This is a genomic window from Bacillus cereus, assembly GCF_002567495.1.
Taxonomy (GTDB): Bacteria; Bacillota; Bacilli; order Bacillales; family Bacillaceae_G; genus Bacillus_A; species Bacillus_A cereus_AQ.
In genome coordinates this window covers 26,205-41,637 of the sequence record NZ_NVAP01000068.1, presented here as the reverse complement: position 1 = coordinate 41,637, position 15,433 = coordinate 26,205, and the positions used below count along the sequence as shown (strand labels likewise).

The window sequence follows — 15,433 nt, the reverse complement described above, 5'->3', positions numbered from 1 at the left end:
GTGGCCATTAGGCGCATGAGGTTGACGCCAACAGGGTAATGACAATAGAAATATTTCTTTTTTCTTCTATTATATATTCATTTCACAGTCTGTAAATTTATTTTCATTTCCAAGCATGTTTATCGAACTCTTCATTAATACAATAAACAAATTTCACGGTATTACATTAATTGTGTAGTCAATTTCTATTTTGTTCCTCAACCTTTATAAGCATAAAAAATCCCAAACACTGAGGATGGGATAAGGGAGAAATTTTTAAAAAGCATATGATATGAGATTCTCTAAACCGTAATACATGTTTTCATATCGGTAAAACACTCAAAAATTTTTCTTAAAGACAAAAATTTATATATCTTATTTATGTAATTTATGGTATGGTTCCATATGTTAATTAATTACAATAATTTTAAAAAGGAGTATACACAATGATACCAAAGAAACTAATATGTTTAGCACTTCCAATCATGTTATTAGGGGTAGGTTGTGATATGTCTAAAGACCACCCTAAAGATAGTACAGCGAAAGAAACTACAATTAAAGAGGATTCAACGAAGGAAACTCCAGTTAAGGAGAACCAAATGCAAGTAGCAGTAGATTATAAAGCTTCTGTACTTGACTTAAACAAAGAACTAGAAAGCGCCATGAATGACCTGTCTACGATAGTTGCTAAAGATAGCACTTTAAGTGTTTCAAAAGATAGTTATAAAAACGCACTATTATACTTAAGAGACGTAACAAAGAAGTATGATAACTTGAAACCAAGTCATGACCCAGCCTATAAACAAGAAGAAACTCATAAACTTATTTTAGACTCAATGAAGACTATGCAAGATGCAATTAGTATTCAATATACTAGCATAGACAACATAGCAAGCGAAGAGTTTATGAGAGGATTAAACCTAACGAACGAGGCTTCAAACAAGTTTATAGAAGCAATAAAAACATTGAAATAAGAAGGCTTTAGTTATCAAGGGGGATTCATAATGAAAGCAAAAAGACTTATAACGTTAGCTTTACCTATCATGTTATTATCAGCTTGTACAACAGAGACATATGGACTTACTCAATCAGAGTTTAGACAGGTAGACAAAGAGTTTAAAGCAGATAAAATGATAGAAGATATGAAAAAAATGCATTATAGTGATGAAGATATTGAAAAACAACTAAGAGGTGCATTAGCAACTATTACGGCTAAGCAAGAAGAAACGAAAAAAAAGTCTACACCGAAAAAAGACATACAATTAGACTCATACAGTAAAGAAACGAAAACAGATACAGACAAACAATCCTCTGATAAAGACGATACAGAAGGTTTTCCTACAGATAATATAGATAAGAAAGAAAAGAGTACAAATAAATTATCCGAAAAAGAATATGTCAATCGTGCATTTGAGTTACGTTTAGACTTACAACAAGAAATAGATAGTATAAAAGCAAAAGCTAAATCAATGATGGAAGATGGTGAATCAATTACAAAGCCTACAATAGATGCTATTACGGATACGAGACTTGTATTGGATGATTTAGAAAGCATGAATGCACCGAAAAAGTATGAAGAGCAGCAGGAGTACCTAATTAAAGAAGCTGTAACAAAGAGTAGAGAAGGATTAAATAGAGTAGAAGAAGATATTAGAAAGTTCGGCGACGGTAGAATTGGTACTGTAAGACTAAAAGAAGTACTAGAAAAAGGTATGAATGATGTAAACTACGGACCTCGTTTGTTGGAAACCTTATTCGAAGATTTTGAAGCGGATTATCCTGGGGCAAAACAGAAAGCAATGGATAAGAAACAGAAAGAAAAGAAAGACTCTGATGAAGGGACTGTTAATATCTCTGCAAACGGTAAGGAGTTAGTAGCTGATTGGGGTACATATCGAAATGGTGAATTTAATCTAGGTTTTGACTTAAAGAAAGATGGTTCTTTCCTCATGTATGAGAGTGAAAACAAGGAAGAGCGTAATCAAACTCATATGATAGGTGAATGGAAGTATGACGGGATTAAGAAAGAAATTACCTTCAAGTATAAGAAGTTTATAGAGCATGGCTCAGAGAAAGAAGGTATAGACTTACCACCATATGCGGAATTCAAAGTATTATCCTTTAACGGTGATACATTTGAAATGATGGAATTAGAAAGTGAAGTAGTAATGAAAGCAAGGAAACGCTAAAGAAGCAAGTAAGCTGTATAAAAACGTAAACAATAGAGTATAAAGGGAATCTACAAAATAAGAAGTAAAGGGGTAGGAGAAATGAAAAACAAGAAACTAATATGTCTAGCACTTCCAATTATGTTATCAGCGATAGGTTGTTCAAATAATGACATAGAAAAAGAAAAGAAAACTGATAACTTACAAGTAGCAGAGTCAGAAAAGAAAACTGAAACAAGATCTGATAAGGATGTTATAAAATCGTTAAATGAAGAAGTAGATAAACTACATAAAGAAAAGGACGAGTTAGAAAAGAAGATACAAGATGAAAAAGCTAGTAAAGAAAAAATAAGTAAAGAGAAAGACGAGTTAGAGAAGAAAATACAAGATGAAGATGCTAGTAAAAAAGAAGTAAGTAAAGAGAAAGATGTAATTAAAAAGGAAGACAAGATAGAAGACAATACGAGATTCAGTACTATAAAAGAGTATCAAGAGACAGTGTATAAACTTGCTAATAAGTTTGAATCTGAATTACGCGCAACGAAACCAATAATTGAAAAAGATAAAACACTATTGACAAATAAAGACGAATTAAAAGCGCAGTATGATAAAGTACAAGTAGAGGCTGACAAGATAAAATCTCTTCACCCACCTAAGGAGTACACAGATTTACAAATCGGACTGATAGATTCCTTAACAGTATATCAAAAGGCAGTAGCCGGCATGTTTTCAGGCTTAGACGAAAAGGATAAAGAAAAGGTTAAAGGGTATGAACAATCTGTAATGGATGGTTTGGCATACTTTAAAGATTCACTAAACGCAATAAAAGAAATAAAGGAATAAGATATGTCCTTTAATTTAAGGGGAGCATCTTCATGAAGGTTGTACGCTCTATATTTAAAATTTTTCGTTTAATAGGTTTAATTGTAAAGCCAGTACTTAAAGCGTTATCTAAAAGTAAATTTTAAATCTCATAAAAATTAAGATCCCCTTCTGCATATAGGTGCAAAAGAGGATCTTTTTCAAATTATTCTATTCGTTCTACAGACAGTACTCATAGATAAATAAGAAACGGTGTATATTTACACTAACATTTATATAGATGAAAATCAATATATAGTTATCTACATATAGAACCAGATAATAATTTTTGTTCATAAAACTATTCTTTTGTTTTATTTTTTAATGTACTCGTACCACCAGTTTCTTTCATCCATCCAAGCTGTAATCATATCAAGTTCGCCATTAGGTAGTACTTCAGTTTGTAAGTACGCTAAACCAGTTAATGGATCAGAGACAACCTTCCCTTTTGTTCCACGCTCATTCATAGCGTTTACGACTTCCTGAACTAATGAAATACCAAAACCACCAGATTTAACATATTGATAGCCGCCATTGGCAATAGCTTGTTCTGGTTGTTTTTCTCCTGTAAACCAAGATAATGATTTACTGCCAATCAATTGGTTCAAATCACACTTACCGATACCAGGTACATTGCCTGTCTCTGTGTATTGCCAAATATCGCATGGATAAGCTGGCTTATTACCGCCATAACGAGGAATCCAAACAAAGTCAGATTTTACATTTGCCATACCAAACGGAGCATACATATGATGACCAACGTATAAACCGACTTTCTGAGCACCTAATCGGCGTAGTTCATCAATAAATGCTTGTGTGCCCGCTCTCATATCATTCATTGTTTTTACTTCAACATCTGCAACCCATACTGTCGCGCTCTTGTCTCCACGGTTCCAGAAGTCACGAGCTTCTATTCTTGCATCATTTTCAGAAACGAAACGACAGAATGCATAGTTACCAAAAGGAATACCATGTTGCTTCATGGCTTGTACATATCCTTTATACAATGGATCTACATAATTTGAACCATCTTGTACACGAGCGATGATGAAATCAATGTATTGCTTTGCTATTGGCCAGTTAATGTCACCATTCCATTTTGAAATATCAATAATTTGTCCCATTACTTAACATCTCCTTTTCTACCTTCTTGTTTTTGTTTACCGCCTAAAATCTCAACTGCATTTGTTAAAGCTTGCGGAAGCGGAATACCCATTCGTCCGGCATTTTCTAACAGTGAAAGTAATTCATTACCCATGAAGAAGAAAATTGTTGCTTCACGAATAGCACTATTACTCCCTAACGCTGCATCTAATTGAGCTGCCGCTCCGACCAAAAGAAAAAGCACCACCTTTTTGGCGATGCCTTTGAAACCAACTTTACTTTTTAATTCTCCGTTATAACCTGCTGCAATCATGCCAGTTAGATAATCAATAACCGCCATCGTTACTAAGATTTTCAATGTTGCATCCCATCCTCCCAAGAAATACCCACAAAAGCCACCGAATGTAGCAATAAATGTTTTCATTAATACATCAATACGATCCATCTTTTCATCTCCTTATTTACAATAAAAAAGAGAGACGCTTGTCCCTCTTTCAATAAGTACTTTTATTTTAAGGTTTTATATCATTCCTTTTAATATTAAACCCAAAACCGACATTGTGATTGCGCTAATAATAATTCGTAAAATCCAAGTTGTATTCATACTAATCTTTTCTAATTGCTTATTAATTGTAGCGATGTCTTTCTCATTAATTGTTGTGCGAGTTTCTAAATTACGAATATCACGCATAATTTCTTTTTGTTCTGCTTTTAAACTATCGATTTTTACATATACATCTTCCAATACATTCACATCCTTTTATCATCTTAATAAAGCAATCTTTATATGATATGAGACAACCTTATTCCTGGTGAATACATCGTAGGAATTTCCATACAAAAGCCGTATTTTGTTCAAAATAAAAAAGACCAGCTATTGCTGCTCCTGCTCTGTTTGTGTGTTATTTTCATTAGTTGGTGTTGGCGGTTCTTGAGATGGGTAATTCCCTGTAAGTGATGCATAACACTCTAAACAAATGTTCTTTTTCGCAAATCCCATATCCAGTGGGTACAAACGCGCTCCGCGTTTACATATTTCACACAGTGTAGCAATTCGAAACCTTATCGTCCCATCCATCTCTCTCCATACTTCAACCCTGCTAGTACCTTTTAGAATACCTGCATTATTTAACATATCAGCAGGTATTTGAACAAAAACCCCTGTCTCTGCGCGCTCTGCCTCCACCAGCCTACCCATAAAAGGAAAGCTTCCACCTGCTTGAAGTGGCATCATTTGATTCTCATTCATTCTTACTTCTCCTTTCTATCCAAGTGCATTAAATTTCCAACCACTTGGAGTACTCGCATAAAAACCCGCTCCAGCATTACCGTCTGTAAAACGAATATGCCCCCACTGTTGGAACCCACCGCCACCTAAGTTAACTCCCTGCATTGCTCGTATATTCCTAAAGATTTTAACTTCTTTTTCAGTACTTATATCAAACGTTTGTCCGTCTGGTGCTGGAGATATATTGTTATTCACACCGCCTACAGCAAGTGCGTTAAACGGCTGAATGCCATCTGCTCTTTCTGCTGCAGCACGATCCCAATTATACATAGATGCATATTTGCCACTGTATAGCGTTACACCACTTACACAAATCGCTGTCCCTTGTCTCATGTCAGCACTTCCAGAGCAAACTTTAATAATCAATGCGTGTTGTTGCGGGATATAGTTTTTCGGCACTTTGAAGGTAAATGAATATCTTCTGATTTCTCCATAAAATGTAGACGGCTCAGGAAAGTCCATTTTTTGTTCATTCCATATATCGTAACTTACATTGTCTCGGAATTTAACACAACATACATGCAAACGTGGTTTCCCTGTTTTACGTACACCATTTATCATAGATGCTCTAAAGTGAGCAGATACTGTGTATTCATTTCCGGGATGTATGCCATTATTCACGATCGTTTCCGGATAGTTATACATATCTACCCTTGCAGCATTCACCATTTGTTCGTAATCGAATATATGCGTATTCTTTTCTATTACTACATTGCCCCACGACTTCCAAGTAAGACCATATCCACCTTCAAATCCATAATAATCGTTATGTCCAATGTTTTTCTTTGTAACACTAGAAAAGTCAGGATCTGCTATTAGGTTTCGTCTTGATACCGCAGTTGTTTTTGTTCCCCATTCGTCTTGGAATAGAAAATCTAGCATTTTAACAGTTACACCATCTTTATCAATGGTTATCTTATCACCGTTAATTCTAATAAGATTCGTATCAATACCTTTTGCTGTTAGCCATTTGACCATTGTATCTGCATTAATATCCAGTTTTGCAGCATTGATTGTAATTTTCCCTGGGGACATATTGATGGCAGTGACAATTCCGTCCTTTAAAATCTGCGCTAAAATCCCTTCATCTAAAACTTCTAACCTAGATTCCGTTTTCCTTGCATAGGCATTATAAGTCTCATTTATAAACGTTTCTTGTTTTCTAGAAACGATTGTAATACCTTTTTCATTTGCGCCAATACTTCTTTCTAACTCTGTAACTTTCTGATTGTATTTCTCAGTAGCTACTCTATTAGCTATATCTTCTAGCATTTTATCAACATCCGTTTGATCTTTCGGATGTAACCAAAATTCTGTAGCTATGGTGCCACGTTGTAACATAGGTGCAGTACACCATAAACGCCCATTTCTTGTAACATAATAACGCCATCTCACAAACGATGCATTGGCTGGCGCTTTATCTGAACATACAGCACGAACCCATGTATGATTTACAACCTTGATATTTGTTCTAGCTGTTTTAATGCGAGTTTTTTTGTCACCAGTCCACCATTCAATTTCAATAAATGCACCACCACTATCAATAGGTGTTTTCCCATCAGTATTGAAATAACCTGATGCAACAAATTCTTCGTTAACCTGACACTCAATGAATTGGCTTGTAAGTCCCCACCAACGATCTTGAGTCTGGCCAGTAACGGTAATTGCAAATGTATTCATACCTTTGTATTTTAAATTCGTATCAACAGAACCAATAGCCCCATTACCGCTATTCCAAAACCAATATTTCTGTCCTAACTTAAAATCAGCATCACGCAACTCGTTGACAGTACCTAAACCGCCTACATAATCCTCAACATCTTTCTTTTTCATTGTTAATTTCAATGCTTCAGAGTGTTGCTGTATCGTTGTGGCCGCCTGAGTTAATGTTTTCCCTTGCTCAGTTTGTGTTTCCTGTAATTTCTTAACACTTGCAGTTGTTCCTTCTGCATTCTTTTCTACAGTGTTAACACGTTCATTAAAAAAGATTTGTGTTTTTTCTACCGTTTTAATACTTTCTTTAATACCATCCACACTTTTTTCAATCTCGGTTGTTTTCTTAGTGAATTCATCGCTCGTTACTTGATTTTCTGGAGCTGGTGTCCAATCCTGTGGCTTATTACCTTTATATAAAGCAACCCATTCTACAATGGCTTTTGTAGTGTTACTTGGAAAGTTATACAGACTCAACTTCCTTTCATTTCCACTCGTTGCTGCTACAGCTTTAAAAGTTACATAGGTAATTCCATTCGCATAAACACTTGTTGCATATCCAACATTATTCGAACCGCCATTTTGCCAAATCCCGAACTTCTGCCCCTTCGGAACGCTACCTTTAATTACAAATGTATATTCTTCACCTGTAGAGAAATTTTCGGTTAGAGAATATGGATTGATTAGATAATCTGTTTTTTCGTATTTAGCATTTGAATCTAATAACAGATTACGTCCTCCAGCTTTATCGTTATTAACTTTCTTTTCTACACTCTCCAACTTCTTACTAATCTGACCAGCCTTTTCTGTAATTTCAGTTGTAGTTTTCTTTAAAGCATTTGTTGTTTGCTGCACCTCAGAGATTGACTTTTTTGTACCTTCAAAAGTCTCTTCTACTGTATTTAACTTTCCAGTGATTTCACCATCTTTTTTTGTTAATAATTCAATAGATTTAGTAAAACCTTCGTTGGTTTGTTTCATTTCAGAGACAGTTTTATTAATTTCACCTTGAGAGTTTTGTACATTTTTAATAGTTTGCGAAACTTCTTGGAGACTATTTTTAACTTCCTTGAATTGTCCCGAAGCTTCTTTTTGCGCTTCTTCCACTTTTTTATTTAATTCTTCTTTTGTAAGTTTAATATCCTTATTAACCTGCTCCATTGTTTCTTTCTTGATAGTTTCCACATCAGGAATAAGAAGCTCCCAACCTTTACCGTTCCACACTTTTAAAATACCAGGTTTACCATTGCTAATATCTCGCCATAATGTTTTACCTACTATAAGATTATCGGTCGGTGGATTTTTAGCTTCAATAATATTTACCGTATTATTTTTAAGATTCTCTTGAACTTTTTCAGCCAGTGTTTTTGCTACTTCTGATTCTTTCTTAGCATTATTAGCTGTTTCATTTGCATCTTTCACTAATTTATCTAACTGATTTATCAGTTCTTGCTTACTACCTAGTGAACTAAGGATACGATTGTAAATCTTTCGTAGTTCTTCATTTGGATCTGTAATCTCACGGTAATCACCAAATGCGTATTTATCTTGCGAAGGATCAGTATGTGATTCATCACCAGCGATTGCCCTTGCTTCTAAATAAAGCTTAGGTGTGAATCCAATATCTTTAATTCGAATTGTATCTCCCTCATTGATTAACTCGTGAGCTAGTCCAAATACACGCCCTATACTTTGTGCTTGAACATCATAAGAGACAGAGGTATTCACACGTTTTGCTAACTCTATTTTCATAAGAGTCAATAAGCGTTCTGGTGTTATATCTTCTTCTGTTTCTGGAGTATAAAATCCAAATTTGTGTTTACCTTTTTCATTCCAACGTTGAAATGCATCGTTATCCACAATATATGGAATACCTTTATTTATATCTGAGATAGTGAGAACTTCTCCACCTTCTTTTTTGATAAAGCCAATTAAAGCTGTACAAATGTTTTGTGAGTTTTCAATACGTTTAATTCCAACTAAATCTTTACCTAACGTGACTTCCTTTCCTGTTTCTCTTCCTCTTTTTTTCACCATGTCTACATACCAACCTGCAATTCGAGAACCAACCACTTCAACACGGTATATAATTTCTAGTTCAAATAGGGAAGCAATCTTTTTTAAGAAACTCAATGGATCTATAAATTCATCAATAGTCGTAGAATGAAATCCAGCATACTCCGTTTTACCACGCTTCCATTTTGTACCTACAAGAGCAATATCCATAAATTCATTTACTGTCTTACCTTCAATTTTCTGCGGACGAATATAGTCATCTTTAGCAAGATTAATCCATGCACCTGATGCATAAGTAATGACGGATCTATCATTAGGATCTTTCTCTACTTCAGTGATTACATACGGAACAATACGCCCATCCCTTACTTCTTTTAACACTAAGTTTTGTTGCATAAGTGTTGCGGCATATTTCGTATTATCAAATACTTTAAACTCTAAAGTATCGATATTATTCTTGATTTCCCAATGACGTTTATCATCCCAATAATCTTTTGGTTGTATAGCTGAAACGGTTTGACTCGTTTTAAAATCAATAATATGTAAGACTCCACCTGGTGTTCTCATCTAAACCGCTCCCTATATTTAACCTTTGCTGTTCCGATATCAGAAGGCATGATTTCTAGTGTATTCATACCTTTATTGATGACAGGAAAATTACTGAAAATGTCCTTAATATTAATTGCATCCTTCCCCTCAATCGTTACATGACTATTTTCAGTATCAATTACAACTTTATCGCCAACATCTACTATATAAGGCGGTGTATTTTTCGTATTTAAATTTACTTTCCAAAACTTTAAATCACTAACTGACATCGCTTCTACTGGAGGTACATCTTGCCATTGCATAATGCTAATCTGTATTTGAGCTGCTTTTTCCATGTGATAGTTATTTTCATCAGTCCACCGTGCGAAACGTTCTGAATCATCTTTTTTTGTCCCAGGAAGGAATTTTGAAATATACGCTTCCCATACGTTTCCTGTTCTAGCTATCCACAATCGACCAAAATATTGATTCCATGTATTCGGATAATCACCGCTTTCATAAATCAATCCTGTTTTCCCTGGCTTATTATCGTATCCAATAACCATCGTTCCAAAATTTTGTTCGGCTTGCCAATAGAGATCGTTCATAGCAATTTTTGAAAGTACCTTACTATTTTCATCGAGTATTGCTATCTCAACTCGTCCCATTTCATTGATTTTTTTACTCTTACAAGTAACATAGGCTTGCATAATAAAATCTTGTACTGGACCACCAGGTATACTCTTTTTAACAGCTGCACCATGCCATCCTTTCCCTGTTCCAGTACCAAAATCAGAACAATAAAATTGATATTTATCTGATTTCATTTCGCCAACTGGCTCACCATCTTCCATTGAGCTGACTTTACTCCATCCGACCGTGGTAGCCATTTCATCCCATACAATACGTTGATTCCTTTCTACAGGCTTTTCCACAGTTTTTAGTGGCATACCGATACGAAAATAATCCCTATCACTTAAAGATACCCCACCGAACCATACATCTAAAAAAGTGTTTGGTTTTTTAATGTCAATCTCAATAATAGGATTAGAATGAACGGTTCCTTTGTTTTGAACATTTGCCATTAACCCCAGTGCACCTGTTTGAAATTCTACTGTTCGGGTAGGTCCTAATTTATAAGGCATCGGACAAATAAACTTCAAAGTACCTTTACCTAACGTAACGAAATCATCAAGATTAAAATCTTCATCAATTATAGCTAAATATGTTCGATCAGGAGTTGCATCAAATACTAGCTCAACTGCTTCTTCTGTAATTAACCATGCTGCTATTTCTTCTTTTAACGTTTCTAAATCTGTTCCATCTGGAACGATAATTCCTACAGGGACAGGAAGTGGACGAGGGTCAGTATCCGTTCCTAATAATCTCGCACCTGGATATCCAGGTGTTTTTAAGAAATTACGTTTTAAAGGTGCCCATGTTGGTGGACTCCATCCCTTTTCTATTTGAATGTACTCCTTTCGTTGGTTGTTAAAAGTAAAAGAACTCATGCCAACACCTCATTTCTTTATAAAATAAAAGAAACCCCAACCTAAAAGGCTGAGTTTCTTTTTGCTTCTCTTTCTTGATACTCGGTTGTATAGCGATAAGTACCGCGTGCCACGTCTCTTCCTTCTAAATTAACAGGCACTTCAATAACTAAATCTCCACCAAGCATTGGAATAACTTCACCACTAGAAGATGAACCAGATCCGTAATTAATCACTTGATTTGATACGCTGCTTGCCATAGCTTGTCTACTATTTGACATACTTCCATACACACCACTCATGACACTCTTTAATCCTGATAATTGCCTCACAGAACTAGCCATCATACGGCTCATGTCACCCATTAGTTGATTTATTTCTCTCGGCATAGCAAATTGTTGTCGTGGCATAGCTGCCACAATTCCTGCACCAATATCTCCAAGTGTCTTTTTATTCAGAGGAAGCACTGCTTCTCGCCCCGCTTCTCCTGCACCTTGCAAGTTTCCGCCATTCATTCCAAAGATAGTTGGTTTAGTAAAGATACCGCCTTTTGCACGCCAATCAATATTAATTCCTGACGGAAATGTAATATCTTTACCTAAAACATTTTTCGTGCTTGTTTGTAAGCTGAAGTGTGGAAGAGGTGGCATTTCTGGTTTTGGAATTTTCAACTTCAAGTCACTAAAGAATCCTTTAATCTTTCCAATGAATTTTTCTATACTGTCAACTGCATCTTTAATTGGATCTATAATGAAATGTTTTGCCGCTTCAAATTTTTCTTGAGCTGCATTCTTAACAGAATCAAATTTTTCCCGTGCTGTATTGTACATATCATTGAATTTCTCTTTTGCAGAATTATAAGCTGAAATAACTGGTTCAACGATGTATGTATAAACCATCTTCCACGCTTCAAGTGTATAGCCTTTTATTTTCGCCCAAATTCCTAACATCCAATTGGATAAATCACTAAACTTTTCTTTTACTAAATTCCAAGTATCTTGTACAGGTTTTATAATATATTGTTTAAATAACCCCCATGCTGCTGATGTATATGATTTAACTGTCTCCCATTGTGAATTTAGCCAAGAAACTAAATCACTGAACTTTTCTTTTACTAAGTTCCAAGTGTCTAGAACAGGTTGAATAATATATTGCTTAAATAGTCCCCAAGCAATTTGTGCCATAGCTTTTGCAATTTCCCATTGTGTACCAAGCCAAGTGACCATTTCACCGATTTGTGTACTTACCCAGTCGTAAGCTTCCTGAATCGGTTGAATAATATATTGACAGATTGCCGCCCATGCAATTTGTGCACCTGCCTGTATTAACAACCAACCAGCTTCTAAAACGGTAGAAACTGCCGAAATAATTGGATCTAAAACAGTAAGAATTGTATCCCATGTTTCTTGCCATGCTTGCGTTAATGTTCCCCACAATTCAGACGCCGTTTCAACTAAAGAGGACCACCAAGAGGAAGCGGTTTCAACAATGCCAGACCATAAACTACTAAAGAATTCACCTATCGGATCAAAGAAACTGCGCATCATTTCTATGAAAGAAGACCATGCTTCAGAAAAGAATTCAACAGTAGAATTCCATGCATCGCTACACGCCTGCTTTACACCCTCCCATAAATCACTAAAAAATTGACCTATCGGATCAAAAAATTCATGCATTGCTTCTAAAAATGAAGACCATGCTTCACTACAGGATTGGGATATCCCATCCCAAAGCTCTATTAAGTACTCTTTAATAGAATCCCATGCTTCTATTGTCCAATTTTTAATATCATCCCAGTTTTTATAAATAGCCACTCCTAGAGCAACTATAGTGGCTATGATAATAGGAACAATAGCAACTATACCTAGTGCCGCGGCGGCTCCAATTTCAAATACCCCCATGACCGATACAACAATTGGTGCAATAGCCATAAGTGCCCCTGAAATTACTCCGATAGCCGTTGCAACTGCTGCTAATGTCGCTGCTAATTCTGGATTATTAGAAATCCAATCTGCAATACTAGCAACAACATCAGCAATTACTCCTAGTATAGGTTCAAGAGCCATTTGTAAATCGCCCATCGCTTTTTGGAACTTTACAGCTGGATTTGCATCTAATTTTTTAACAGATTCATTTAAGTTGTCTTGGTTTTGTTGAAGATCTTTTGTTTTCTTAGAAGCTTCAATTAAAGTGTTTGTTAAATTTTGACCTTGATCTTCAAACATAGTGGCTAGAACTTTAACCCCAACCTGATTTTTCTTAACTGGGTCTTCTATTCCGTCAATAGCTTTAGCTACTTCTACCATCGCTGCTGCGCCATCTCTTCCGCCTTTAGCGACAGATGCTCCCCATTTTTCTATTTGTTCAGTTGCAATACCCGAACCGTCAAGCGCTTCTTTTAATGCCTTATCAGCTCCTTGTGCGAATTCAGTTAATTGGACCCTACCTTCTTTCAGTCCGTCTAAAAGATTATCGATATTCCAACTACCAGTTTCAACACCAGCCTCCATAATTGCTTGGACTTCCTCAGCTTTAAAGCCTGCACGGGTTAGCTGGCTACCATATTCAGCAATGATGTCTAACTGTTCTGGCGGAAATCCCATTTTTAACAAGGCATCAACCATACCAAGAGCACTATCTTGCGTTATTCCTAATTCATTTCCTATTTCATAGGTTTCTTGAATCAACTCTGTAAAATCTATACCTTCATAGGATTGCGCGATTGTTGCTGCACCTTTAACGATAGATGCATTCGCTTCATCACTAATATCTTTATTTAAAGCCCATTGCCTACGTACACCAGCAAGTGATTCTTCAGCATCCACTCCATAAGCTGTTACGCCTCTTATTGCTTCTTCTACTGATTTTTTCGAGGATTCAGGGACATCAAAAGATATATCAATTTTGGTTTTCAATTTTGACATATCAAGTGCTTTTTCAACAGCTGTCGCAATTCCACCACCTGCTGCTAATCCACCGATAACATTCTCTAATCCCACTTTTAGACCTTCAAACTTCTTCTCGGTTCTGCCAGCTTCTTGTTGTAAATCTCTTAACTCATTTTGTACTTGTTGAATAGAGTTTCCGGCATCCACAGATCGGAGGGCGCGTTGTAATTTTTCAATATCAGCTTCAGTTCCTAAAGCTTCACGACCAATAAGACCAATTGCTTGTTCTAACTGTCGACTTGTAGCCGATCCACTTTTAATTGCATTTACAAGACGATTACCTAATGTGCTCGCAAAATCATCAACACTTTTTCCTGTAGCACTAAATAAAGTTTCTAATTGCCGTGTTGAACTTGCTACATTTTCTTGTTCGGCTTTCATATTACCGAGCTTGTTTTTCAGACCATCAAGTGACCCTTGTGTAAATTCAATTTCACGCCTAAATGCGCGATACTGCTCTTCTGAAATTTTCCCATTTTGAAATTGCTCTTGAACCTGTTGCTCCGCTTCTTTTAATTTATCGAGCTTTTGTGTAGTTTTTTCAATTTGTTGTGTAAGCAACTGTTGCTTTTGAGCAAGTGCCTCAACGTTACCGGGATTAAACTTTAATAAACGTTCAACATCTCTTAACTCTTTAGTCAAAGAATCACTTTGCTTATTCACGTCTTTTAAGGCATTTTGTAACGGCTGCGTATTTCCTCCAATTTCAATCGTAATTCCTTTAATTTTTCCTCCTGCCATTATCTCACCCCTTTTTCTTAGAAAGCATTAAAGTCTTCTTGAGTTGCTTTTCGAACTTTTTCTTTTCCTGGATTTTTCATTTCAGCATACTCAGCGATATAATCAAAACAATCACCAATCGTCATCACTTCTAAGTCCCAATATGTGAGCTTTGCTTCATAACAAAGAGCAAGGAACAATTCAGTGCTTAATTCTTCATCACCGAAAGCCCCTTGCTCTCCATTAATTTTCTTTACTTTTTTTTTGCTCCCATTGTTTTTTGAACCATCTCATTAATTTCCGGCATTATATCGTAAATAGGAAACTCATCAAATCCTTCTAACCAAGTCATCGGGTCTGGAATTTCAGGATCAGCTGTTTTAGCGTATAACCAAACTAAATCATAACAAACTTCAAAATCTACTTTGTCGAAATCTAAGTTGGAAAAATCAATAGTACCTTCTGTTGCATCTTGCGAAGCGAATGTACCTATAGCTCCTAATTTAAACATATCGGCAAATAAATCCCGTCTAAATTGCGCCTTATATCGCTTGGCCGATGCTGCATTAGCTTTTAATTTGACCTGTTTTCCGTCTATTGTAATTGTCTTTTCCATTT

General features: G+C 35.8%; 11 protein-coding genes. 3 read left to right on the top strand and 8 right to left on the bottom strand.

Annotation, left to right across the window (positions count from 1 at the left end):
* Nucleotides 1–488: 488 nt before the first annotated feature.
* The 3 genes from COK05_RS28105 to COK05_RS28095 all read left to right on the top strand — a co-directional run bounded on the left by COK05_RS28105 (nucleotide 489) and on the right by COK05_RS28095 (nucleotide 2,990).
* Nucleotides 489–953 carry a hypothetical protein gene (locus COK05_RS28105; protein ID WP_255290361.1) on the top strand — a complete coding sequence of 155 codons (465 nt, stop codon included), beginning with the start codon at nucleotides 489–491 and terminating at the stop codon, nucleotides 951–953.
* Between the two features lie 30 nt (nucleotides 954–983).
* Nucleotides 984–2,168, top strand: coding sequence for a DUF3994 domain-containing protein (locus tag COK05_RS28100; protein ID WP_098615145.1), 1,185 nt, complete (start codon nucleotides 984–986; stop codon nucleotides 2,166–2,168).
* A gap of 81 nt (nucleotides 2,169–2,249) precedes the next feature.
* Nucleotides 2,250–2,990 carry a DUF7018 domain-containing (lipo)protein gene (locus COK05_RS28095; RefSeq protein ID WP_098615144.1) on the top strand — a complete coding sequence of 247 codons (741 nt, stop codon included), beginning with the start codon at nucleotides 2,250–2,252 and terminating at the stop codon, nucleotides 2,988–2,990.
* A 332-nt stretch (nucleotides 2,991–3,322) separates the two neighbouring features.
* On the opposite strand, the gene COK05_RS28090 is transcribed toward COK05_RS28095, so the two are convergent.
* The 8 genes from COK05_RS28090 to COK05_RS28050 form a co-directional block, all read right to left on the bottom strand.
* Nucleotides 3,323–4,132, bottom strand: coding sequence for a GH25 family lysozyme (locus COK05_RS28090; protein ID WP_098615143.1), 810 nt, complete (start codon nucleotides 4,130–4,132; stop codon nucleotides 3,323–3,325).
* Nucleotides 4,132–4,557, bottom strand: coding sequence for a phage holin family protein (locus COK05_RS28085; RefSeq protein ID WP_098615142.1), 426 nt, complete (start codon nucleotides 4,555–4,557; stop codon nucleotides 4,132–4,134). Before COK05_RS28085 ends, COK05_RS28090 begins: the two co-directional genes overlap by 1 nt.
* Before the next feature lie 75 nt (nucleotides 4,558–4,632).
* Nucleotides 4,633–4,857 carry a hypothetical protein gene (locus COK05_RS28080; protein ID WP_000390479.1) on the bottom strand — a complete coding sequence of 75 codons (225 nt, stop codon included), beginning with the start codon at nucleotides 4,855–4,857 and terminating at the stop codon, nucleotides 4,633–4,635.
* 129 nt (nucleotides 4,858–4,986) lie between these two features.
* Nucleotides 4,987–5,361 (bottom strand): hypothetical protein, encoded by a 375-nt coding sequence (locus tag COK05_RS28075; RefSeq protein WP_098615141.1) that lies wholly within the window; start codon nucleotides 5,359–5,361, stop codon nucleotides 4,987–4,989.
* A gap of 15 nt (nucleotides 5,362–5,376) precedes the next feature.
* Nucleotides 5,377–9,696, bottom strand: a complete 4,320-nt coding sequence (locus tag COK05_RS28070) for a phage tail spike protein (protein ID WP_098615140.1) — start codon at nucleotides 9,694–9,696, stop codon at nucleotides 5,377–5,379.
* Nucleotides 9,693–11,168 carry a distal tail protein Dit gene (locus COK05_RS28065; protein ID WP_098615139.1) on the bottom strand — a complete coding sequence of 492 codons (1,476 nt, stop codon included), beginning with the start codon at nucleotides 11,166–11,168 and terminating at the stop codon, nucleotides 9,693–9,695. The genes COK05_RS28070 and COK05_RS28065 overlap by 4 nt, the downstream gene beginning before the upstream one ends.
* Nucleotides 11,169–11,209: 41 nt before the next feature.
* Complete coding sequence (locus COK05_RS28060) at nucleotides 11,210–14,836, bottom strand: DUF2207 domain-containing protein (protein ID WP_098615138.1); 3,627 nt, start codon at nucleotides 14,834–14,836, stop codon at nucleotides 11,210–11,212.
* 232 nt (nucleotides 14,837–15,068) lie between these two features.
* On the bottom strand, nucleotides 15,069–15,431 hold the full coding sequence (locus tag COK05_RS28050; RefSeq protein WP_000415912.1) for a hypothetical protein: 363 nt from the start codon (nucleotides 15,429–15,431) through the stop codon (nucleotides 15,069–15,071).
* Between the last annotated feature and the right edge of the window lie 2 nt (nucleotides 15,432–15,433).